Source organism: Nonomuraea candida (assembly GCF_000725485.1).
Lineage (GTDB): Bacteria > Actinomycetota > Actinomycetes > Streptosporangiales > Streptosporangiaceae > Nonomuraea > Nonomuraea candida.
This window is the reverse complement of record NZ_JOAG01000020.1, coordinates 246,578-269,483: the sequence shown is the minus strand read 5'-3', so window position 1 is coordinate 269,483 and position 22,906 is coordinate 246,578. Positions and strand designations below refer to the sequence as shown.

General features: G+C 72.8%; 19 protein-coding genes and 1 pseudogene. 13 read left to right on the top strand and 7 right to left on the bottom strand.

What is annotated here, in order from left to right:
• The first annotated feature begins 160 nt into the window (after positions 1-160).
• The 3 genes from IO39_RS21485 to IO39_RS50835 all read left to right on the top strand — a co-directional run bounded on the left by IO39_RS21485 (position 161) and on the right by IO39_RS50835 (position 5,545).
• Complete coding sequence (locus IO39_RS21485) at positions 161-1,771, top strand: phospholipase A2 (RefSeq protein ID WP_084773222.1); 1,611 nt, start codon at positions 161-163, stop codon at positions 1,769-1,771.
• Between the two features lie 86 nt (positions 1,772-1,857).
• The gene (locus tag IO39_RS56790; RefSeq protein ID WP_211267096.1) at positions 1,858-4,263 is read left to right on the top strand and encodes a S8 family peptidase; all 2,406 of its coding nucleotides are present in this window, start codon (positions 1,858-1,860) and stop codon (positions 4,261-4,263) included.
• Between the two features lie 46 nt (positions 4,264-4,309).
• Entirely contained in the window at positions 4,310-5,545 is a 1,236-nt protein-coding gene (locus IO39_RS50835; protein ID WP_052423175.1) for an alpha/beta hydrolase, read from the top strand.
• Between the two features lie 221 nt (positions 5,546-5,766).
• Here IO39_RS50835 and IO39_RS21470 read toward each other — a convergent pair whose 3' ends face one another.
• The gene (locus IO39_RS21470) at positions 5,767-6,612 is read right to left on the bottom strand and encodes a hypothetical protein (RefSeq protein WP_043625862.1); all 846 of its coding nucleotides are present in this window, start codon (positions 6,610-6,612) and stop codon (positions 5,767-5,769) included.
• Positions 6,613-6,775: 163 nt separating this feature from the next.
• Here IO39_RS21470 and IO39_RS54625 point away from each other — a divergent pair, with 163 nt between their 5' ends.
• The gene (locus tag IO39_RS54625) at positions 6,776-7,192 is read left to right on the top strand and encodes a cupin domain-containing protein (RefSeq protein ID WP_052423174.1); all 417 of its coding nucleotides are present in this window, start codon (positions 6,776-6,778) and stop codon (positions 7,190-7,192) included.
• Positions 7,193-7,378: 186 nt separating this feature from the next.
• On the opposite strand, the pseudogene IO39_RS57880 reads toward IO39_RS54625, so the two are convergent.
• The 3 genes and pseudogenes from IO39_RS57880 to IO39_RS21460 all read right to left on the bottom strand — a co-directional run.
• Positions 7,379-7,477: pseudogene (locus IO39_RS57880) on the bottom strand (AraC family transcriptional regulator); the annotation flags it as partial.
• 297 nt (positions 7,478-7,774) lie between these two features.
• On the bottom strand, positions 7,775-7,945 hold the full coding sequence (locus IO39_RS57875) for a cupin domain-containing protein (protein ID WP_245642108.1): 171 nt from the start codon (positions 7,943-7,945) through the stop codon (positions 7,775-7,777).
• Positions 7,946-8,462: 517 nt separating this feature from the next.
• Positions 8,463-9,791 (bottom strand): MFS transporter, encoded by a 1,329-nt coding sequence (locus IO39_RS21460; RefSeq protein ID WP_211267095.1) that lies wholly within the window; start codon positions 9,789-9,791, stop codon positions 8,463-8,465.
• 185 nt (positions 9,792-9,976) lie between these two features.
• On the opposite strand from IO39_RS21460, the gene IO39_RS21455 reads away from it, so the two are divergent.
• Positions 9,977-10,627 (top strand): TetR/AcrR family transcriptional regulator, encoded by a 651-nt coding sequence (locus tag IO39_RS21455; RefSeq protein WP_211267094.1) that lies wholly within the window; start codon positions 9,977-9,979, stop codon positions 10,625-10,627.
• Between the two features lie 327 nt (positions 10,628-10,954).
• Here IO39_RS21455 and IO39_RS21445 read toward each other — a convergent pair whose 3' ends face one another.
• A complete protein-coding gene (locus IO39_RS21445; protein ID WP_169789090.1) occupies positions 10,955-12,565 on the bottom strand; it encodes a thiamine pyrophosphate-binding protein in 1,611 nt (536 codons plus the stop codon).
• Between the two features lie 212 nt (positions 12,566-12,777).
• Between IO39_RS21445 and IO39_RS21440 the strand changes: the two genes are divergently transcribed.
• The 8 genes from IO39_RS21440 (at position 12,778) to IO39_RS21405 (ending at position 21,358) form a co-directional block, all read left to right on the top strand.
• Positions 12,778-13,902 carry an FAD-dependent oxidoreductase gene (locus IO39_RS21440; protein ID WP_043625852.1) on the top strand — a complete coding sequence of 375 codons (1,125 nt, stop codon included), beginning with the start codon at positions 12,778-12,780 and terminating at the stop codon, positions 13,900-13,902.
• Positions 13,903-14,197: 295 nt separating this feature from the next.
• Positions 14,198-14,992 carry a hypothetical protein gene (locus IO39_RS21435; RefSeq protein WP_052423173.1) on the top strand — a complete coding sequence of 265 codons (795 nt, stop codon included), beginning with the start codon at positions 14,198-14,200 and terminating at the stop codon, positions 14,990-14,992.
• 274 nt (positions 14,993-15,266) lie between these two features.
• Positions 15,267-15,506 (top strand): hypothetical protein, encoded by a 240-nt coding sequence (locus IO39_RS21430; RefSeq protein ID WP_043625849.1) that lies wholly within the window; start codon positions 15,267-15,269, stop codon positions 15,504-15,506.
• A gap of 23 nt (positions 15,507-15,529) precedes the next feature.
• Positions 15,530-16,228 (top strand): ABC transporter ATP-binding protein, encoded by a 699-nt coding sequence (locus IO39_RS21425; RefSeq protein ID WP_342671431.1) that lies wholly within the window; start codon positions 15,530-15,532, stop codon positions 16,226-16,228.
• Positions 16,225-18,747: an ABC transporter permease gene (locus tag IO39_RS21420; protein ID WP_043625843.1), complete on the top strand. Its 2,523-nt coding sequence runs from the start codon at positions 16,225-16,227 to the stop codon at positions 18,745-18,747. The genes IO39_RS21425 and IO39_RS21420 overlap by 4 nt, the downstream gene beginning before the upstream one ends.
• Before the next feature lie 9 nt (positions 18,748-18,756).
• Positions 18,757-19,980 carry a sensor histidine kinase gene (locus tag IO39_RS21415; RefSeq protein WP_245642107.1) on the top strand — a complete coding sequence of 408 codons (1,224 nt, stop codon included), beginning with the start codon at positions 18,757-18,759 and terminating at the stop codon, positions 19,978-19,980.
• Positions 19,968-20,612: a response regulator gene (locus IO39_RS21410; protein WP_043625837.1), complete on the top strand. Its 645-nt coding sequence runs from the start codon at positions 19,968-19,970 to the stop codon at positions 20,610-20,612. Before IO39_RS21415 ends, IO39_RS21410 begins: the two co-directional genes overlap by 13 nt.
• A 113-nt stretch (positions 20,613-20,725) precedes the next feature.
• The gene (locus IO39_RS21405; protein WP_084773216.1) at positions 20,726-21,358 is read left to right on the top strand and encodes a cysteine hydrolase family protein; all 633 of its coding nucleotides are present in this window, start codon (positions 20,726-20,728) and stop codon (positions 21,356-21,358) included.
• Positions 21,359-21,428: 70 nt separating this feature from the next.
• Here the strand turns inward: IO39_RS21405 and IO39_RS21400 are convergent, their stop codons facing one another.
• On the bottom strand, positions 21,429-21,806 hold the full coding sequence (locus IO39_RS21400; protein ID WP_157548714.1) for a DUF6578 domain-containing protein: 378 nt from the start codon (positions 21,804-21,806) through the stop codon (positions 21,429-21,431).
• Positions 21,807-21,950: 144 nt separating this feature from the next.
• On the bottom strand, positions 21,951-22,862 hold the full coding sequence (locus IO39_RS21395; RefSeq protein WP_084773214.1) for an aldehyde dehydrogenase family protein: 912 nt from the start codon (positions 22,860-22,862) through the stop codon (positions 21,951-21,953).
• Between the last annotated feature and the right edge of the window lie 44 nt (positions 22,863-22,906).

The window sequence follows — 22,906 nt, the reverse complement described above, 5'->3', positions numbered from 1 at the left end:
GCCGCAATTGTGGCGGTGAATATGGCGCCGCTTCGGCGGGCCAAGGTGCCGCCCTGCGTTTCCCGGTCGGCGGAAGCCTCTGACGTCTCTGGCAAACCGGTGGCAACAGCTCCCCCGTAATGTACGCGGGCATCCGCATCCCGCGCCGCGAGGAGAGCCCATGAAGCGATTAACCGTCATGACGGCGGTCACCGCAGCGATCCTGCCACTGCTGGCCGTCGTGCCCGCCCAGACGGCCAGCGCCGAGGCCACGTCGGAGACCGACCAGCCCGTCGGCCCCGGCCAGTACTTCGCCGACGGCAGGACGTTCGAGCTCAACGAGCTGGACACCGCCGCGGCCGTGATCGGCCGCAAGCACGCGGTCGCCGCCGTTGACGGCAGCCTCGCTCAGCCGAAGGCGGTGCCCGCCTCCAGAACGGACCTGTCGGTGTTCGGCCCGGGCTGGCAGGCCGAGTTCCTGGGCGGCACCACCAGCAGGAAACTGGAGATTCTCAGCGACGCCGCGCAGGTCACCGACCTCGACACGGGCGAGAAGACCCAGTACGCGTACAAGAGCGGCGCCGCCTTCCCCGACGGCGGCGAGGTGCGCCGCTACGAGGCCGCCGACGGCTCCAAGCTCACCGAGACCAGCCGGTGGGACGCGACAGCCGGCGTGCTGCGCACCACGGTCAGCGAGACGATCTCCACCGGCCTCGGGACCACGGAGGCGGGCGACGACGGGTTCACCGACGACGCCGGCAACCCGATCAGCTCGGCGGACCTCAACCAGGTCTACGTCTGGGAGAAGGCCGGGGCCTCCCCGAGCGACGCCTGGAGGGTGACGAGCGTCGGCACGAAGGCGTTCGGCACCTCGACCGTGCGATACGACGCCCAGGGCCGGGTCGCCACCGTCACCGAGCCCGCCGCGGGCGAGGAGCCGCAGAGCGTCCTGGCCTTCACCTACGCGACCTCCACCACCGCGACCGGGACGGCCTTCGGCGACTACGCGGGCCGGCTCAAGCAGATCACCCAGACCTCCGGCACCGGCACGCCGCAGAGCGTGGCCGCCTACGGCTACGACAGCGCCGGCCTGCTGCGCACCATGGCCGACCCGAGCCAGACCAGCACGCAGCCCTCGACCTACGCCTACGACGCGGCCGGGCGGCTGACCACCTTCGACTCGCGCCTCAGCGGCGGCTGGCAGCTCGCCTACACCGGCGACTCCGCGCTGCCCACCGCGAGCGCCGCCGCCGGCAACACCCTGCCGGGCGCCTCCGACAGCCCGCCGCCGTCGCTCGACCCGCCCGCTCCCGGCACCACCCCCGGCGGAGGCGAGGTCGCCGGCCCGCTGGCCTACCCGTCCAACTGCTGGGCCGCCGTGCACTGGATGTACTACAGCCGCCCCTGTGCGGCCTGGGCGGCCCACTACGGCTGGCACCGCCCGTACTGGAGGCAGCTGCCCACCAAGCGCTGGGTCGTCGGCATCCTGCACGACCACTGCACCAAGTCGCCGGACAAGCCGTCGGGGTTCAACTTCACCAGCGCCTGTGACATGCACGACTACGGCTACGGCGTGATCGGCAACAACCTCAAGCGGTGGTACTACCCGTACCACCTGGACTGGAGCCGCAAGTCCGACGTGGACAGCCTGTTCTACACCACCCTGCGCGACTGGACCTGCACCGCCTACAGCAAGATCAGGCGGCCTCTGTGCAGGAACCTCGCCTGGACCTACCGGCAGTTCGTCCGCAAGGGCCACCCCAGGAACGGCGCGAACGCGACCAGGGACTGACCCGATCCGGCGGACGCCCGCGGCCCGGCCGTCGTGGCGTCCGCCGCCTTCGTCGAACCCCGGCACCCCGGACGGAGAAGACAGTCATGAACCGACGCCCGATCCGCCGCCTCCTCTCTGTGGCGGCGATCCTGCTCCTCCCCCTGCTCCCCTCAGGGGCTCTCGCCGCCGACGCCACCACCCGGGCCGCGCAGGAGGGGCCGTGGGTGGAGCCCGGCCTGGGAGAGAAGCTGGCGGGCGGCGCCCGTCTCAGGGTGAACGTGGTGACCAGGGCGCGCGGGGACCTGCCGGCGGCGGCGAGCGCCGGCCCGGTGCTCCAGACGCTCTCCCGCCTGCCCGTGGTCACGCTGCGCGCCGACCAGGCGGCGCTGGAGCGGCTGGCCGGCCAGCCGGGCGTGGTCAGCGTGTCGGAGGACCGGCCGGCGCCGCCGGCGCTCGGCCGCAGCATCCCGCTGATCGGCGCCGACCGTACGCGCCAGGCGGGCCTGACCGGTGCGGGCAGCGTGGTGGCGGTGCTGGACACGGGCGTGGCGGTCAACCACCCCTTCCTCGGCGGCCGGGTCGTCGCCGAGGCCTGCTTCTCCCCCAGCGACCCCGACTACTCGGCCACCAGCCTGTGCCCCGACGGCTCGGACGAGCAGGAAGGGCCGGGATCGGCGGACTCCGAGAGCGGCCCGTGCGCGAACAGCGAGCTCAACTGCGACCACGGCACCCACGTGGCCGGCATCGTCGCCGGTGACGGCGAGGGCGTGGAGGCGGCCGAAGGCAGCGGCGTCGCGCCGGAGGCCGGCCTCGTGGCCGTCCAGATCTTCAGCAGGTTCGACACGGACGACTTCTGCGGGCCGGGCGCCTCGCCGTGCGTGCTCAGCTTCACCAGCGCCCAGCTGGCCGGGCTGGAGAAGGTGCTGCAGCTGAGGAGCGAGCTGCCCATCGTGGCGGCCAACCTGAGCCTGGGCGGCGGCAGGAACACCGCGGCCTGCGACAACGACACCCGCAAACCCGTCATCGACGGGCTGCGGGCCGCCGGGGTGGCCACGGTGATCGCGGCGGGCAACGACGGCTTCACCGACGCGATCAGCGCCCCGGCCTGCGTCTCCTCGGCCGTCGCCGTGGGCAGCACCACCGACGGGGACGCCGTCTCCGGCTTCAGCAACCGCAGCCCGCTCCTGGACCTGTTCGCCCCGGGCACGGACATCGTCTCGTCGGTGTCCGGCGACACCTACGACTCCATGAGCGGCACGTCCATGGCCGCGCCGCACGTCGCCGGCGCGTTCGCGGTGATGCGCCAGGCGTTCCCCGGCTCGGGCGTGGCCGAGCTGGAGTCGATGCTGAAGGACAGCGGCCGGAGCATCGCCCATCCCGGCGGGCCCACGCCGCGGATACAGCTCGACGACGCCGCCCTGGGCGCGGCCGTGCGGCCGGGGCCTGACCAGTTCTTCTCCTCGCGCGGCCGGATCCTGGACAACGTGCAGGTCAGCGCGAACTCGACCATGGCGGTACAGGTCGCGGGAACGGCCGGGCTGCCGGCCACGGGGTTGCGCGCTGTCGCGCTCAACGTGGCCGCCAAGGGCGATCTGTTCAACTCGGGCTCGGTGGCGGTGCACGCCTCGGACGAGCAGGAACCCTCCGGCAGCCCGCTCTTCTACGACGCCACGCGCTACGCCTCCACCCTGATCATCGCCAAGGCCGGCGCGGACGGGAGGATCAAGGTGGTGAACAGGAGCACCGGCCCCGTCCGGGTGACGCTCGACGTCCACGGACACACCCTCGCGCAGGCGGCCGGCGTGGTGGGCGGCGCCTACGTGCCGATCACGCCCGTACGGGTCGCGGACCGGACCGTCGTCCCGGCGCTGGGCAACCATGAGCTGGCCACGTCCGGCATGACCGGGCTTCCCGCCACCGGGGTGGACGCGGTCGCGCTCACCGTGATGCTGAAGAGCCCCTCAACCGGGACGATCCGGGTCTACGCCGCCGGGGACGTCTTCCCCGCCGACGCCAACGCCGACTACCCGGCCAACGTCCCGACGCAGTTCTTCACCATCGTCAAGCCCGGCGCCGGCGGGAAGATCAACCTGCACAACCTGGGCTTCGGGACGGTGGAGATCTCCGTCGACGTCATGGGCTACTTCTCCTCCGCCCAGCGGGGATCGCTCCTCAAGGCGATCGGGGCGTCGCCGGTCGCCCGGGGCCTCACCATCGCCGCCGGCGGCACGAAGGCGCTGAACATCACGGGGGTGGCCGGCATCCCCGCGTCCGGCGTCTCCGCGCTGGGCCTGGCCGTCGTCGCCAAGGGCGCGGCGAACGGGGTCGTCTCGGTCGTCCCGCTGGGCGGTCCGAGCACCGCGCGGGTGGTGGCGTACGCGGCGGGCAAGGACACGGCCGGCTTCACCATCGCCGCCGCGCGGCCGGACGGGACGGTCCTGCTGAAGAACGAGGGCACCGCGCAGGTGACCATCTCCGTGGACGCCTACGCCGCGCTCACCGCCCGATGATCACGACGCGCCCGGGCTCCGGGCGGCACAGGTGGAAGGGGTACCCATGCGGCTGATGCGGATGCCGGCCGGGCTGTTGCCGCTCATGGTGGTGGTGGTGCCGCAGGGCCCGGCGCGGGCCGCCGCGTGCCCGGCGACGCTCCCGCACCCCGACGGCCACGGGATCACCTGCGTCAACGTGACGGAGTCCGAGCAGCCCGACCGTTCGAAGCTGCGGGACGTCACGATGACCTCGACCATGATCTTCCAGCCGGCCGGCGGCGCCGCGGTCATCGACCCGCCGGCGTATCCGGTCACCGTCCGCGTCCACCTCCCGCCCGGCTACGACCCGGATCGCGGCACCCCCTACCGGACGCTCTATCTTCTCCACGGCGGCGGCGACACCTTCGACGCCTGGACCGCCAAGGGCGACGTGGTAGCCCGCCTGCGCGCCGCGTCCTTCGACGGCATCGTGGTGATGCCGACCGGCGGGCTGACCGGCTGGTACACGGACTGGGCAGGGCGTACGGACGGATATTTCGCGCCGAAGTGGGAGACGTACCACAACAGCCAGCTCGTCCCGTGGATCGACGCGAACTTCCACACCATCGCCGACCGGACGGGACGCTGGCTCGCGGGGCTGTCCATGGGAGGCTTCGGCGCCCTCAAGTACGCCGCCGCGCACCCCGGCCTCTACTCCGCCGTCGGCGCCTTCTCCCCGGGCATCGACCTGCGCGCCGCGCCCGCCCAGAAGACGATCTCCGACTCGATGTGGCAGTCCGGCGCGGCCATCCGGTGGCAGGACCCAGGCGAGTACCGGGTCAACAAGTACGAACCCGGGAGCATCTTCCCGGTCCCGGACCCCGGCGTGCAGCGCCGCTACCGCCTGGAGACCCTGTTCGGCCCGCGTACCGAGACGGTCTTCCACGGCGTGACGGCCGACGACTGGCCCGCCGCCAACCCCGCCGGCCTGGTCACCCAGGGCAGGTACGCCCCCTACAGCGGAAAACTGGCCCTGTACGCGGGCGCCTGCGACCGGATTCCCCACACCCCGGACGGCACCCGGCCCGCGCCGGCCGACTGCGGCTACGACACCACCGAGACCGACGGGGCCACGGGCGTCAGCGAGACGGTGCTCGGCGCCTACGCCGCCGAGTTCGACCGGACGCTGACGAGCCTGGGCGTCGAGCACCGCTACTGCTACACCAGAGCCGGGCACGACTGGCGCGCCTGGCAGGCCTACCTGTCCGACTTCCTCACGTACGCCTCCGGCGCCGCCCCGGCCCCCTGCCCGGCCCTCTGAGCCGCCCCGGCCCGCTGCCCGGCCCTCTGCCATCTGAGCCGGACCGGTCGTACAACCGGCCGGACGGCTCCCGCAACGATCCGCCGAGCGGCGCGCGTGAGCGCTCGGCCCCGACCGGCGAGGCGGGGAGCACGCGGAACCTTCCCGATGGTGTCAACGTCTTGATCCCCGCCGCGCGCGGGCCCGTCCGCCACGGCGAGCGGCGGACGCGGGGGCCCGGTCTACTGCACCGGCCAGGGGGTCGCGATGCGGACCCACGGCCGCCAGACGGTGCCGGTGGGCGACCGGTACTCCATCTGCTGGGCCCGGTCCGGGTAGCCGTACCCGGTCTCCAGGCGGTCGGCGCCGCCGCGTACCCCCCGCTTGTGCTCCTGGCCGGTGTAGACGGACTTCACCACGACGAGCGCCTTGGGGAACAGCTCCACGCTGAGGTCGTACAGGAAGACCTTGAGCCGGGCCTTGCACCCGTCGCACGGCCCGACGTTGCCGACCAGGAGCACCGTCACCCAGCGGGGCCGGTGGTCCCAGTCCCTGAGCACCTCGTTCGCCGCCGCCTCCCCGCGGTCCACCTCGGCCTGCCAGGCCTTCTCCTGGGCCGGTCCCCAGATCTGGGGAGGCGGCGGCAGCGGCTCCTGCTCCATGCGCAGGCGCTCGTACTCGCGGGCCCGCATGTCGGACGCCCCCGCCTCCATCGCCTCGCGCCAGGCCCGCTGCTGCTGGACCAGATGCTGCCGGTACGCGGCGTGATCCGCCTTCCAGGCGGTCATCCAGCGCCAGGCCTGCTCCAGGCTGACGACCTCGGAGTCGGCCAGGGAGACGTTCGCCTCCTGGTTGCCGACGTAGTACGGCCTGCGCGTGTTCCTGGCCCCGGACCCTGGGTCGACCAGCGCGTAACGCAGTTCCCTGCCGCCCACCTGGTAGCCGTCGTAGCCGCTGTACGGCTGGGTGCGGGCCACCAGCACGTGATCGAACAGGATGAGGATCTCGGTGAAGATCCCGACGTTGTCCTGCCTGATGCGCTGGTCGATGTCGCTCAGGCTCTGCACGATCGCCTCGTACTCGTTCATGGTGCCCCTCCAGGATCCGCCCCGGTTTCACCGTCAGCCGCGGCATCACCGGCGTCAAGCGTTCGTCCTGATGTGGCCATCCGCCGAATGTCGCGAACGGGTGCCCGGTCGCCCCGGCTTGTGGTGACACACCCCGCGTTCCTGGACGGATAGCGGCCCGGCGGTGTTTCGGGCCACGGCCGCCCCGGGCCTGCTCGCCTTCACCGGGACGATCGGGGCGGCCGAGCCGCACGCGCACGCCGCGGTGCAGGTCCTGCTGGTGACGGCCGGTGAGGTGATGCTGACCGACCGGCACGGCCGTCAGCTCCGCGCCGAGGCGGCGATCATCCCGGCCGGTGTCCGGCACGAACTGCACGCCGACCCCGGCGCTCGTGGCCTGCTGGCCTACCTCGACCCGGCCCATCCGGCCGGGCGCGCGGCCGGCGCCCGCGTCGCCGCAACCGGCGCCCCCGACACGGTGGGCACGTGGCAGGCCGCCGCCCGCCCGCCGCCGAACCCGACTACCCCACCGCCTACCTGGCCCAGCTCGCCGAACCTTTCGCGCCTCCGGCGCCTGCCAGGCCGAGCCCGCGGGGCATGAGCCCGCCCTCCCGGAGCAGGCGGTGCGGTGATCCGGCCCCACGCCGGCCTCCCGGGATCGGGCGGTTCGGCGATGGAGCCGGCCACGCAACGTCGCCGACCGTGAGCCACGGCGCGACGGCCAGGGCCGTGGGCGTGAGCCCGGCAACGTCGTGACCTCGCGGTGGAGGTGGGACTGGTCGACGTAGCCGCTCTCTGCGGCAACGCGGGCGGCGGCGTGGCCCGCCGCGAGTAGGCGGGCGGCGTGGTCGAAGCGCACCAGCCGGGCGGCGCGTTGGGGTGTGATGCCGAGCTGGGACCGGAAGCGGGACCACAGGCGCTTGCGGCTCCAGCCGACCTCGTCCGCACCCGATCACTGCGGGTGCGAGGCCCGCTCCGCCGGGCTGGGAAGGGGCGCCCGGCGGCAGGGTGCCCAGCCGGATGTTGCCTCTGGTCAAAGTGCCTGCCACGCACCCTTGGTCGTTGATTGTGTGTGCCGAATGAACGCGCGGTCCGGACAGACCCAGGGCAGCGCGCAGCGGTTCGTGATCCACGCCCGGGACTCGCACCTCGGCCCGCCCAGCACGTGACCGACCTCGACTGCCTACGATCCGTCCGGGCCGTGCCCGCTCGTGGCCACGCCGAAGCTCAGCCCGGACAGGTTGCACACCTCCAGGTGTCCCCTGGGGAAGTCGCGGCGCTCGTCGGGCTTGCCGATGCTCTTGACCTCGATCATGACGTCCCCCTCCGTCAGATCCAGTCTTCCACCGGGCATACCTCCTTGCAAGGCGTCTACCTGCGCAGATACCCCAGCCCTGGGCTGCCTTCGCGCATCGGGCAGGTACCAGGAGATCTGGAAGGACAACGCCGCGGCCGCGGCCGCGGTGAAGCAGGGAGGAGAGCCCCGGACCGCCCAGCACATCCCGATCACCGCCGGCGCCGGCAAGCGCGACGCCTACCGGCATCGGATCCCACCTCGGCCGCGACGCCACGGCTCCGCAGCCGAGTCTTCAGAAACTCCATCTCCGCCAGCGTCCCGGCCAAGCCGGTGTCAGCGAGAGCTCGTCGGCCAGTTCACAAGCCTGGGGAAGCGACACCTCCCAGACCTCCCGCAGAACCTTCAAGACCGGGACCAGGCTCGGCACCGGACCGACCACGCGCAAACGGCTCGGCCCATGTTCCGCCAGCAGGGCACTGCGGACATCCTCCGGCGCCTTGCCCTGGCCTGAGTGCTCGCTTCTTGGCGAGTGCCGTTTCGCCGGGTCAGGAGACCTGACGCTGCTGACGTGCGATCAGGTCTGGCCGGGGGAGGAACCGCGCAGCCTGGGGGACAGCATCACGCCGAGCAGTGCCATGAGTCCGGTGAGCACGAACGTGGCGAGCAGGGCGTCATGGGTGGAGCCGCCCCAATGCCGGGCGATCGCCAGGGCGGCGCCGCCCAGCCCGGCGAGCACGGCCGTGGCGAGGGTCTGGGCGAGTTGCAGAGCCGCGCTGACTTCGCCCTGCCGGTGCGCGGGTGTTTGCTCCAGAGTGCTGGTGGTGGAGGCGTTGAAGGCGCCGCCCATGCCGAGGCCACCGATCGCCCAGCCGACCACGGCCACGTACGCGGGAATGGCCGGCACCAGAATGGCCGATGCGACCAGGACGACACCGGCGAGCAGGATGCCGAATCCCAGCATGACGCCCCAGGTCCGGGCGCCCGGTCCGCGGTCGTCCAGTCTGGACTGCAGCGCGGACCCGATCACCCAGGTGATCGCGCCCGCTGACAGGCCGAGACCCGCCTCGGTGACGCTGAGCCCGCGCAGTTGCTGCAGGCCGAGGGGGAGGAATGCCTCGCTGCCGAAGTAGACGCCGCACAGGAGGGCGCGGATGACGACTCCGGCGGCGATGCCGGCGCGAGCGCTCAGGGTGCCCTCGGGCGTCACCCGGCGCAGGGCGGGCAGCGCGACGGCGAGGCCGGCGAGCACGAGCGCGGCCAGCAGGACGACGTTTGACAGCAGCAGGGCCTGCAACAGCAGGCCGGTGCCGACGGTGAGCTGAGCGGCGGCGACCGTCGGGCCCTTCCACCACGGCGTCGCCGGGGGCGGTGCGGGCGCGACCGCGACGGCCCGCCCACGGAGCGCGGGCAGGGTGAGCCCGGCGGCGACGGCGATGATGGGCAGCATGAGCAGGAACACGGCCTGCCAGCCGGCCTGATGCGCGAGGAGGCCGGCCAGGACCGGCCCGATCAGCGAGGGGGCGGTCCACGCCGAGGAGAGCAAGGCGAACATGCGGGCCCGCAGGCGTGCCGGGTACATCAGCCCGATCACGGTGTAGGCCATGGCCATGATCGCACCGACGCCGAGTCCCTGGACGAAGCGGCCGGCGAGGAACAGTGGCCAGGACGGGGCGGTGCCGGCCACGGCGCAGCCCAGGGCGAAGACCGCCAGGCCGATCGTCATCGGCCACCACGGCCCCGTTCTGTCAGCGGATCGACCGGCGATCACCGTGCCGATGATGTTGGCGAGCATGAGCGCCGACAGCCCCCAGCCGTAGGCGCCCAGGCCGTCCAGGTCGTGGGCGATCTCGGGCAGGACGGTCGCCACGCCGAGCGACTCGAAGGCCACTGAGCCCACGGACACGATCACACCCAGAGTGAGCGCGCGGTAGCGCCGGCCGAAAACACTCGCGGATGTCGCGGGCGCCTCGCCACCGGTGGCAGCCGGTGCGTCGGCCCTGCTGGCGTCTCGGGACACTCATCCTCCTCCATTGATATGTTCCGTTCTGGTACGGAACGTTATTGCCGAGCGTACCTATAATGCCTTGGGTGAGGAAGAGCGCAACCGGATCGCCGGCCCAGAGCGAAAGCGCCGAAGGCCGACGGAGCGGTGGAAGGCCACGCGACCAGCGCATCGACGCGGCGGTGCACCGCGCGGTCATGGACATCCTGAACGAGAAGGGTTATGCGAAGCTGACGATGGAGGAGGTCGCCGCCCGCGCCGACACGAGCAAGCCCGCTCTGCGCCGACGCTGGCGCTCGCGGCAGCATCTGGTCGTCGACGCGCTGGCCACCACCGTCGGCACCACCCCCACGCCCGACACCGGGTGCACGCACTGCGATCTCATCGCCGGAATCAGCACGCTCAGTCAGGCCTTCAACGGTCCCGTGGGGCGGCGTGCCCTACCGGCCCTGGTCGCAGACCTGGCCGACGACCAGGAACTCGCCTCGGAGTTCCTGGACCGATACTTCCACCCGCGCAGGGCCACCACCGCCCGGGCCCTGCGCCGGGGGATCGAACGCGGAGACATCCGCGCGGACGCCGACATCGACCTGCTGCTCGACATGCTGGGCTCGACCACGTACTACCGGCTGCTCTTCGGCCACCTCCCGATCACCCTCGAACTCGCGGAGGATGTCGTCAATGTGGTCCTCGCGGGCGTGGCCACCGGCCAGTGGCGCAGGGCGCACCGTTCGTGAATCCGGCCGGCCACGGCAGCGCTACGCGTACAGGAGCAGGCGTCAAGGCGGATGGGCTCAAGACGGCAGATGCCGCCGCGGGCGTAGGCGGGGTGGCGAGCGATGGTGCCGGGCTGCTGTGGCGTCGCGTTGCCGGTCAGGGCCTCCACGAGCCGGTCTCGTACGGCGCTCGGCTCGGCGATCCTCTCATCCAGGACCGCGCCCCTTCTGCTCACCGCTTCCGCACCGGGCGGGCAAGCCGGTCCCAGCGAGACTTCGCCACCGTCCAAGCAGGGCACGCCACGTTCACGATCCACCAGGCGATCTCACCCGGCTGGGCGACGCGGCTCAGGGCAGCCGCGCGGGCAGGCTCCGCGGGCTGACCTTCGCGACGATCAGCGCCGGGGCGGCGGACTCCTTCGCGTCGGCGAGCGCCTGGTCGAGCTCTGCCGCGGTGTCCACGGAGTAGGTGGTGCGGACGCCGAGGCTGTGGGCGAATTCGGGGAAATCCCATGGGTTGAGCACGACGTACGGCTTCGGCGCCGCGTTGGGGTCGTCGTAGTAGCTCGAGTCGATGATGTACTGCTCCAGGCCGTAGACGCCGTTGTCGATGACCAGGACGACGGGATTGCGACAGTAGTGCGCGAACGTGGACAGCGCCTGGGCGCTCGTGTGGAAGCCGCCGTCCCCGCAGATGACCAGGGGGCGCCGGCTCGACCCGAAGGACGCGCCCACCGCGGCGGCCACGGAATGGCCGATGGAGGCCCACACGGCACCGGACAGATATCCATCGCGGCCTTTGACCGGCAGGCTCGCGGCCGAGGCGCCGCCCAGGAAGGTGTCGGGTATCACGAGCCAGGAGTCGTCCAGCGCAGCGCCGACGCGGTCGAACACCTGGGCGTAGGTCAGCGGGCCCGAAGCGGGGGGCGGGGCCGGGTCGACGGCCGCAGGCACGGGCCGCGGCGCCTGCTTGGCCGCCTCGGCCACGAGCGCGGCCATCAGGGCGACGATGTCGGCGTCCTGCTTGTTCCCGTTCTTGATCTTCACCTTGCCGTCGTAGGCGGTGACGATGTCGTCGGTACGGTCGCGGATGAACCTGGCATAGCTGCCGGGGAAGACGCAGCCGAGCATCACGATCAGGTCCGCCTCCTGGACGGCGGCGGGCTGGGAGCCGGGCGGGGCGAAGATCCCGGCCCAGCCGTCTTCCGTTTCGGACAGCACCGACTTGGCCGGCACCTGGGCCGACCAGCGGATCCCGAGCTTGGCGATCAGGTCGGCCATCGTGTCGGCGAGCCCGTAGCGCTGGATCTCGATGCCCGCGATGAGCACCGGCTTCGCGGCGGCGCGGATGAGCCCGATGATCGTGGTGGCGAGTTGCTGCTCGGTGCCCGCCGCCGGGTTGGTGACGGGCAGCGACCCGTCGGGGGGCGTGCAGTCGGCCGTCCAGATGGCCCGGTTGATCTCTAGGTAGACCGGCCGTTTCCGCCTGATGGCCGTCGAGATCGCGTGGTCGGCCAGTGCGGGCACGTCGGCGGCCTGCTCGGCGCGGGCCGCGCTCGCGGTGACCAGCCGGTAGGCGTTGAGGTCACCGTCCGGCTGGCCGGTCGAGTGCGAGAACAGGACGTCGAGTTCCTTCAGGTTGGTCAGGTTGGCGGCGTTCGGGCCGCCGTTCACGACGACGACCGGACTGCGCTCGACGAACGCGCCGGCGATGGCGTTGATCATGCTGAGCACGCCGACGCCGTTGGCCACCGAGACGACGCCGAGACCCTTGGTACGCGCGTACCCGTCGGCCGCGTATCCCGCTTCGAGGTCGGTGGTGGTCACGACGGGTCTGATGTCGTGCGCGCTCACCGCGTCGAACAGCGGCGCACCGTATGCGGCGGGCACGCCGAACAGGGTGTCGACCTGGTGCTGGCTCAGTCGCTTGAGGATGTAGTCGGCGACGGTGAATGGCACGATGACGCTCCTCGACATGCCCGCCGTACGGCAGATCGGTCGGAAACAGGCAGGCACGGATTGTCCGGCCGCTGGGACGCCTACCCGGGGGCGCGGCCGGGCGAACGCGTGGAATCCGAGGCTTGACCTTACGTTTTCGCAGGTCAGAGGCTTTTGGCCAGCTCCTCGGGTAGGCGTACCAGTGGCCAAGCGTCTGATCATCGGAGCCGGGAATGCTGCTGGACGAGCGTGCTGTGAGCGCCCTCCCCCATCTGCCGACTGCGGATTTCACTTTCGATCCCCATCAGCCGGGCGCGTGCGTCGCGGGCCTGAGGCCCTACCGGGCGAAGTCCTACCGGCTCGACACTCAGGTGCTGGGAGACAAGCTCGTCGTCCACAACTATGGCCACGGCGGCGGAGGCATCACCCTGAGCTGGGGCTGTGCCGCCAAGGTGCGGGACATGGTGCTCAGGCACCGGACCCAGAACGACACCACCGATCGGGAGGTCGCGGTGATCGGCGCCGGTGTCATGGGGCTGACCGCCGCCACGCTGCTGCTCGACCTCGGGCTCAGGGTCACGATCTACTCCGACCGCACGCCGGTCGAGACCACGTCGTACAGGGCCGGCGGCCAATGGGCCGTGTCCCTCCTGGAGTATTCCAAGGACTTCGCCAAGGTGCAGGAGCTCCAGTACATCCTCAGGACCGCCTACACGATGTTCAAGGCCAGTATCGGCAAGGGCTTCGGCGTCTCCGAGGTCGACAACTACAGCGTCAACGCCACCTCGGGCATCGACGTGGTGCACGACCTCGTGCCGGGACTGCTGCCGCAGCGCGAATACCTGCAGCGGCTGCCGTTCGCGGGACACGACACCTCCGGTTACAGGTACCGGACGCTGCTCGTCGAACCGCCGATCTTCATCCCCAGGCTGGAACGCGACCTGAAAGCGCGCGGCGTCACGTTCGTGAACCGGAGATTCGTCAACAGCGCGGACGTGCTCACGTCCCTGACGCAGAAGACCGTCATCAACTGCACCGGGCTCGGCGCGAAGGACCTGTGGAACGACTCCGACATGATCCCGCTCAGAGGACAGCTCGCGATGTTGCGGCCACAGCCGAATCTGGAATATCTCTACGGCCAGAACGGGTACCTGTTCCCGCGCAACGACCATGTCGTCATCGGGGGCACCGTCGAGGAAACCTGCGATGAGACGTTCGATCCGGAGCGGTGCCGGAAGCTGGTGGAGTACATGGCCGGCGCGTTCGGTCAACGGCCGCCGGCGCCGATGCCGGAGTTCCACATCCACCACCCACGCAACGAACTTCTGGTCGATCCGAGGTTGTCGATCTCCTTGTGACCGGGGGCGGTACCCCGCCTCACCTGGTGCCGGCCACCTGGCGCGCGGGCTGTCGCTCGCCCCTTCACCCATGGCGGCACACGGCTCGACGAGTGAGTCTGCGCCGGAGGCGGGACCCTGCGCGATGCCGAAACTGTGACATGGGGGGCGTGGTCCTCCGAACCCGCTGTGCCGCGCGGGGCGCTGTGACAAACTCGCGTCACCGCAGCTCTCTCCTGACACGGGGGTGGCCCATATGAAATGTGGATATCGCCGTATATGTCGTGCATCGCTGATATGGCTGCTTATTTCGGCAGTGCTGGTCGGCTGCGGGCGCAAGGACAGAGACGCGGCGTCCGACCAGCCGGGCACCTCTCAGGACGAGTCCACATCCAGCCCCGAACCCAGCGACGACTCCGGCGGCGACGAGCCCGGGATCACCCTCGAGGTCCCGATCGAGGTGGGCGGCGACTCGGACAGCGGCAAGCAGAACAGCGGCTCGGACAGCGGCTCGGACAGCGGCTCGGACAGCGGCTCGGCCACCAGCGAGCAGGGCAGCGGATCCGAGCAGAAGTCCGAAGCGGAAGAACCGGAACCCGACCCCACCGAGGACGCGTTCCGATCCGTCAGGGCGGGCGATTGCCTGCCCATCTACCGCACTGGCTACGGCGACGACTGGAGCCAGCCGAAGCCACCCGAACCGGTCTCCTGCCGCGGCAACTATGGCGGTCTGTTCTATGTCACCCGGACCGGAGGCAGTGGCCTGATCTGCCCCAACGGCCTCGCCGAGGACTCATGGCGCTACTCCGCCAGGTCGGGACAGACCACGACACTCTGCCTCAAACGAATCTGGGTGAAGAACTACTGCGTACTCGCGATCGATTCCGGGAACCAGCGCCTGTCTTTCGGCCTGTCGACCGCCGTGGGCTGCGACGCCGACCGCGTGCCCAAGCCCTACAACCGGATCATGGTCGTCTCGGACGTCTACCGCGCCCCGGCGGACGCCCACGCCGGCCACTGCAAGAAGAACCCCTACGACACCCGCCCGTACTGGGTGGTCCTGGTGTCCGGCGGCGAGGACATGGTCTGCTTCACCTACCCGAACACCTGACGAACCGCCTGGTCCTGGCTAAGGACCTGCGGAGAGACAACTCGTAGCATCCCGGGTTCGCAGCCGATGGTCTGGTACTAGCGTGTCCGCGGAGGCGGCGAGGTGCCCGCGAGGCCACGGTGTCACAGGGCGTGGATGAGCTGGAGGCGGGCGCCGAACCGCCGGGACGGGTCCGCCGCGGGCGAACCCTGACCGGCACTACAGCAAGCTGTACCCCGCATTGGGCGGTGGGCAGGATTCTCCAGGTCAGGCGGGTTTTCCTAGGGTCTTCCGCATGAACGATCCCTACCGCATCGAACCCGACCACCGCCCGGCCGCCCCCAGGCGCCGATCGCACCGTCCCGTGCTGAAAGCGCTGCTCTGGGTGGTGTTCGTGGTGGGCGTGGCGGTGAACCTGGTCTCCAACATCGCGATGGGCGGCGACCTCACCGTGGTGGGCCTGGCGGGCGGGGTGGTCGGGCTGGCCGCCCTCATCGGCCAGGCCGTGCTCGTCCTCAACGGGCGCCGCTCGTGACGCCGGTGGTCACGCTGAACCGGGTGACGAAACGCTACGGCGACCTGGTGGCGCTCGACGACGTCACGCTGGCCTTCCCCCGGGGGAGGTTCGTGGCGGTGATGGGGCCGTCGGGCTCGGGCAAGAGCACGCTGCTGCAGTGCGCGGCGGCGCTCGACCGGCCGACGTCGGGCACGGTCGTGATGGGCGGCACCGACGTGGGCGGGCTGTCGGAGACCAGCCGCACCGAGCTGCGCAGGAAGCACGCGGGCTTCGTGTTCCAGTCGTACAACCTGCTGCCGGCGCTCAGCGTCCAGGACAACATCACCCTGCCGCTGCGGCTGGCGGGGGTGCGGCCCGACCTGGAGTGGCTGGGCGAGCTGGTGCACCGGGTCGGCCTGCGCGAGCGGCTGCACCACAAGCCCGCCGAGCTGTCGGGCGGGCAGCAGCAGCGGGCGGCGATCGTGCGCGCGCTGGCCGCGCGGCCCGACGTGGTGTTCGCCGACGAGCCCACGGGCGCGCTCGACCTGCACAGCGCCGGTCAGGTGCTGGACCTGCTGCGCGAGCTGGTCGACGAGCTGGGCCAGACCGTGGTCATGGTCACGCACGATCCGGTCGCGGCCACGCGGGCGCACGACACGCTCGTCATGGCCGACGGCAAGGTGATCGACGTGCTCGCCGCGCCGACGTCCGAGGAGCTCGCCGTACGGCTGACGCGCCTGGCCGGGGAGCCGGTCACATGATCAGGACCGCACTGGCGCTGGCCAGGGCCGGCGGGCTCGTCGTGGTCCTCGTGGCCGTGCTCGGCGGCATGGCGCTGGTGACCGCGACCGGGGTGATCGTGGACTCCGGCTTCCGGTCACAGCCGCCGCTGCGGCTGGCCGGCGCGGACGTGGTGGTCTCCGCGCGGCAGTCGATCCCGGTCGAGGAGGACCTGCCGGTGGCGCTGCCGGAGCGGGCGGGCGTGCCCGGCTCCCTGGTCGGCGCCGTCCGCGCGGTCCCCGGCGTGGCGTCCGCGATCGGCGACCTCAGCTTCCCCGCCGCCGTCGTCAACCGCACGAACACCCCCTCCGGCCCCACAACCCTCGGCTCAGCCACCCCCGGCACCCCCACCGCAGCCACCCCCGGCCGACCGGCGGCCGACGCGGCCGGCCAGGACGGGCCGTCGCCCGGGACGGCAGGCCCGGATGAGCCGTCGCCCGGGACGGCGGGGCACGGGTGGGCGTCGCTCGGGTTGAGCGGGCGGCTCACGGCGGGGCGGCCGCCCCGGGCCCCGGACGAGGTCGCACTGCGGGGTGGGCGGCTCGGTGCGCGGGTCCTGGTGGTGGCGGGCGGGCGGCCGGCGGCGTACCGGGTGACGGGGCTGGTGGACGCGCCCGGCCTCTACTTCTCCGACGCCACCGCCGCCGCGCTGGCGGGCCGGACGTCCGGCGCGCGGGCGGGCACCGTGGACCTGGTCGCCGCCCGCGCCGCCGCCGGCGTGACCCCCGGCGACCTGGCCCGCGCGCTGCGGCAGCGGCTCGGCGACCGGTACGAGATCGCGACCGGCCGCTACCGCGCCGACGCGGAGTCCCCGGGCGCGGCGGCCGGGCGTGGCCTGCTGCTGGCGCTGCCCGGCTCGATCGGCGGCATCAGCCTGCTGATCGTGGGGTTCGTGGTGGGGGGCGGGCTGGCGTTGTCGATCAACCGGCAGCGCCGCGACCTGGCCCTGCTGCGGGCGGCGGGCGCGACCCCGCGCCAGGTGCGCCGGGTGGTCGCCGTCCAGGGTCTCGCGGCCGCCGTCCCGGCGCTGGTCCCCGGCGCCGCGCTCGGCTACCTGCTGGCCGCCCGCTTCGGGGAGCTGCTGGTGGAGATCGGGGCGCTGCGGGCCGACCAGCCGCTGGTGTACGGGCCGCTGCCCGCGGTCGCCGCCGCACTGGCGCTGCTCGGGGGGGTGCGGGTGGCGTCGTGGGCCGCCTCGCTCCGGGTCTCGCGCATGCCGGTCGTCCCCGGGGTCGCCGGCCTCGGTGAGCCGTCACGGGCCCGGACGAACGCGGGCCTGCTGCTCATCCTGGCCTGCCTGGTGCTGTCGAGCGCGCCGCTGCTCGTACGGACCGAGGCCGCCGCCATCGGTCCGGCCACGGCGGCGCTGCTCGCGGTGATCGGCCTGGCGCTGGCCGGCCCGTGGCTGGTGCGGCGGGCGGCGGGCGCGCTGGCCCGCTCCCGCTGGGTGGCCCGCCTGCCCGGTCCCGGCTGGCTGGCCGTGCACAACTGTCACGGTCACGCGCTCAGGACGGCGGGCGAGATCGCGGCCCTCGGCATGGTGGTCACGCTGGGCCTCAGCGTCACGCTCACCCAGACCACGATCTCCGAGGCGCGGTCGCGGCAGACGTCCGCGGCCATGCGCGGGCTGGTCACCATCACCGCGCCGGGCCTGGGCGGCATCCCGCACGGCCTGCTGGACGAGGTGCGCCGGCTCACCCCGGCCGCCGGGATGGTGACGACCACGGTGGTGACCGGGCCGCTGGAGTTCGGCGACAATCCGCGGCTGATGGCGCGGCCCGCCCTGGGGCTGGGGCCGGACGCCGAGGGGCTGATCGACCTGGACGTCGTGGACGGCGGCCTGGGCGGGCTCACCGGCGCGGCGGTCGCGCTGGACGAGCGGGCGGGCCGGGTCGGCGAGCGCCTGGAGGTGATCATGGGGGACGGCGCGCGGGTCGAGGCCCGGGTGGTGGCCACCTACCGGCGCGGGCTCGGGTTCGGGCCGATCGTGGTCTCCCGCGACCTGGCCGCCGCGCACACCACGACCGGTCTGGACGGCGCGATCCTGGCCCGGCCCGCGGCGCTGGCCCCGCTGCTGGCCCGCTGGCCCGGCGCCGAGGTCACGGAGGTGACGGAGGGGCCGCAGGCGGGCGCGGCCTCGGCGCAGACGCTGGTGAACCTGGCGGTGCTGGCCGTGCTGCTGGCGTACGTGCTGGTGGCGGTGGCGAACCGGCTGGTGGCCACCACCACGGCGCGGCGCGGCGAGCTGGACGGGCTGCGGCGGCTGGGCGCGACCCCGCGCCAGCTCAGGCGCATGCTGCGCTGGGAGGCGGCGCTGATCGCGGCCGGGGCGTCGGGGTCGGGCATCGTGCTCGCCGCCGTGCCGCTGGGCATGCTCGGCCTCGGCTTCCTCTGGCGTCCGGTGCCGGCCGGGCCGTTGTGGCTGGTGCCCGCGTCCGTGCTGGTGGTGGGCTTGGTAGTGTGGCTGGCCGTTGAGCTGCCCGCCAGAAGGATCCTGTAATTCGTGCGGTTGAGACATCTATGGCGGTATGTCCGCTATCTCCTGCTCGACCTGCCGTCGGCCCTGGCGACGCTGGTCTTCGTGCCGCTGCTCGCGCTGGGGCTGGTGTCCACCGGGCTCGGCCTCGGACTCGTGATGCTGCCCCGCATGCTGCTGGGCCTGCGCCTGTGGGCCGAATGGCACCGGCGGCGGGCGGCGGCGCTCCTGGGCACCACGGTCTCCCCCCGGGAGGCGCGGCTGCGCCAGGGCATCCGCGCGCAGTGGCGGCAGCTCCTGGACGACCCCGAGACCCGGCGCGACCTGCGCTGGCTCTTCCGGCACATCGCCACGGGCCTGCCCGCCGGGCTGGTCGCGCTGGCGATCGCCGGCACGGCGGTGTCGTCCGTGGTCGCGGCGCCGCTGTGGTGGCTGTTCCCGGCCGACGAGCCGCTGACGCTGCTGGCCGTGCCGGTGACCGCGTGGTGGCAGGCGTTCGCGCTGGGCGTGCCGCAGCTCGCGGTGTCGGCGGCGCTGGGCCGGTGGGCGCTGCCGGGGCTGGCCCGGCTGCACGCCCGGGGTTGCCTGGCGGCGCTGGAACCGTCCCCGGCGGAACGGCTCGCCCGGCGCGTCGGCGAGCTGGCCGAGAGCCGGGCGGGCGTGCTGGACGCGCACGGCGCGGAGCTGCGCAGGATCGAACGCGACCTGCACGACGGCACGCAGGCCAGGCTCGTGGCCATCGCCATGCGGCTGGGCGTGGCCAGGGAGGCGCTCCCCGAGGACGGCGGGCTGCTGGCCCGGCTGATCAAGGAGGCCCATGAGGGCACGGAGGAGGCGATGGCCGAGTTGCGCCAGGTGATCCGCACCATGTATCCCCCGATCCTGGCCGACCGGGGGCTGAAGGGGGCGGTGTCGGCGGTGGCCGCCGGCGCGGGCGTGCCCGTCGAGGTGGACCTGGGCGAGCTGGGGCGGGTCCCGGCCGCGGTCGAGGCGGCCGCGTACTTCATCGTGGCCGAGACGATCACCAACGTCACCCGGCACAGCGGCGCGACGCGCGCCACCGTCCGGCTGTCCCGGCGGGACGACGTCCTGCTCATCGAGGTCGGCGACGACGGGCGCGGTGGTGTCGACGAGAGCCGCGGCACCGGGGTCACGGGCATCCGCAGGCGGGCCGCCGCCTTCGACGGCAGCGTACGGGTGCACAGCCCGGCCGGCGGGCCGACCGCCATCACCGTGGAGCTGCCGTGCGCGTCGTGATCGCCGAGGACAACGTCCTGCTCTCCGCCGGGCTCGAACTGCTCCTGGGCACCAAGGGCATCGAGGTCGCCGCCGTCGTCACCGACGGGCCCGCACTGGTGGACGCGGTCGAGGAGCACGGGCCCGACCTCGTGATCGCCGACGTGCGGCTGCCGCCGTCCTTCCGCGACGAGGGCGTCAAGGCGGCCCTGGCCGTGCGCCGGACCCGTCCCGGCCTGCCCGTCCTGGTCCTGTCGCAGTACGTCGAGCGCGTCTACGCCCGCGAGCTGCTCGCCGACGGCTCCGGCGCGGTGGGCTACCTGCTCAAGGACCGGGTCAGCCGGGTCGGGCAGTTCGTCGAGGACCTGCGCAGGGTCGCCGCGGGCGGCACCGTGATGGACCCCGAGGTGATCGCCCAGCTCATGGCGAGCGGCCGGGGGAACGCCCTCGACTCCCTCACGGCCCGGGAGCGGGAGGTGCTGTCGCTCATGGCACGGGGGCTCAGCAACGCGGAGCTGTCGCAGGAGCTGACGATCACCGACAACGCCGTGCACAAGCACGTCGGCAACATCTTCGCCAAGCTCGGCCTGCCCCACTCCGACGGCGGCCACCGCCGCGTGCTGGCCGTGCTCACCTTCCTGGACCACCGCTAGGCGGTCGGCCGCCTCCGGGCCGGAAAGGCCGTCCCTCTCCCCCGGCGGGGGCGACCTGCCGGCGAAGCCCGCACCCTCGGCCCCGACCCGGCGTCCGAGGCGAGAATGGCGGCATGGATGGAGCTGAGCGGGCCGGCCGGGTGGAACGGCTGCTGGACCTCGCCCCGGAGCGGGTCGCCGTCGTGCTGATCGACTTCCAGTGGGACTTCTGCGGGGCGCCCGGCGCGCGGCACCCGGGAAGGTCCGGCAACGCCGCCACGGCGATGCGGGCCAACGCGTTCGCGGCGCGGGCGGCGCGGTTCGGCGCGCGGGTGATCTACTCCCAGCAGGTGCTGGAGCTGGATCGGCTGACGCCACGGCAGCGGCGGTGGGAGGAGACGAGCCGGTTGTGCGTGGCGGGATCGGACGGCGCGAGGCTGTTCCCCGAGCCGGTGCCGGGCTCCCGGGTGGTGCGCAAATACCGGTTCGACGTCTGGCAGAGCCGCGAGTTCCTGGACACGCTGGCGGAGTGGGACATCGACGGCCTGGTGATCGGCGGGGTGGAGCTCCAGTGCTGCGTGCTGTACGCGGTGCTGGGGGTCGAGGAGCGCGGATTCCACTATGCGGTCCCGCAGGATCTGGTGTCGGGGATGGACGCGTGCGAGGCGACCTCCAACCCCGCGGTCCGCGACTACCTCCGGTTCACGCATCCGTCGCCGGACTCGGCGGACGAGCTGCTGGCCGGTTGGCGGCGCCGCGCGGCGTGACCCGGTGACGACGCTCCGAGCGCCTGCCACGCAGCGAGCCGCGGGCGCCGGACGCGGCGTGGGGCCGGGGCTACTGGTCGGTGGTGAGGGTCACCACGTATCCGGTGAATTTCAGGTCGCCCCGGTCGGGGTCCCATCCGTCGGCGGAGGTCGTCGGGGTGAGGACTCCGCCGACCGGGTGATGGATGTTCTCCCCGGGCAGGAGCTCCACGCGGGCGTGCACCGCGGAGATCCCGATGACCCGGGCTTCGACGCGGAGCGCGTCGGGGGACTCGTCGCTGTGGTGCTCCTCGCTCCAGTCGATCGTGGCGGCGGTCTCCTCGCCGAGGACCCGGGTCAGCCAGTCGCGGTCGGCCGGGTGGAGCGTCCAGGAGACGGTCGAGCCGATCTGGAAGGGCTCGCCGCAGCACTGCATCTGCCAGTCGTCGACCCAGACGTTCCCGTTCACCCCGCCCATCTTGCCAGGCGGGCCCGCCCCGCGCCGATCCCGACGGGACGTGGCGAGGCGCGCCCGCCCCGCGCGGGTTCCGAGGCGGGGTGACGACCCCGGCCCCATCGGCTCCCCCAAGACAAGGCGGGAGCCGGGGTGTGGTCAGCGGCCGATGGGGTGCCAGACGGTCTTGATCTCCAGGAAGGGGCGGATGCGGGTCAGCCCCGGGTCGGCGTCGTCCCAGTCGTCTGCGGGCAGGGGTCGCAGGACGCGCTTGAGCGTGGTGGCCGCCAGCTCCTCCAGATCGGCCACCAGGCCGCCCGCGCCCGCCAGGTCCAGGGCGTTGACGTCGGCGTGCCCGGCCAGCGGCGGCGCCAGCTCGGCCAGCCGGCCGGTCAGGATGTTGGCCACGCCGCCCGGCAGGTCGGAGGTGGCCAGCGCCTCGGCGAGCGTGACCGCGGGCAGCGGGGCGCGCTCGTCGGCGACCAGCACCGCCGTGTTCCCCGAAGTGATCACCGGGGCGAGCACCGAGACCAGCCCGAGCAGTGCGGAGCCGGTGGGCGCGAACACCGCCACCACGCCGGTCGGCTCGGGCTCGGACAGGTTGAGGTAGGGGCCCGAGACGGGGTTCGCGCCGCCCACCACCTGGCCGATCTTGTCGGCCCAGCCGGCGTAGTAGACCCAGCGGTCCACGGCGGCCGACACGATCTCCTGCGCCCGCGCCGCGGGCACGCCCTCGGCCGCGGCGACCTCGGCGGCGAACTGGTCGCGCCGCCCCTCCATCATCTCGGCGATCCGGTAGAGGATCTGTCCCCGGTTGTAGGCGGTCCGGCCGGACCAGCCGGGGAACGCCTTGCGCGCCGCCACCACGGCGTCGCGCGCGTCCTTGCGCGAGGCCAGGGCGGCGTTGGCGAGGTGGGTTCCGGCCGCCGACGTCACGGGGTAGGACCTCCCTGATTCCGAGCGCGGGAACGCGCCCCCGACATAGAGCTGCCCCGGTTCGGGCGGCGGCGGGCCGTTCCTGGCCTCGGGCTCACTGACGAGCCGGTCGAGGCGATCTGCGTACGTGGTCACTCCGCGAGGGCGACCCCGCGGATGCGGAAGGGTGCGGGCGGAGG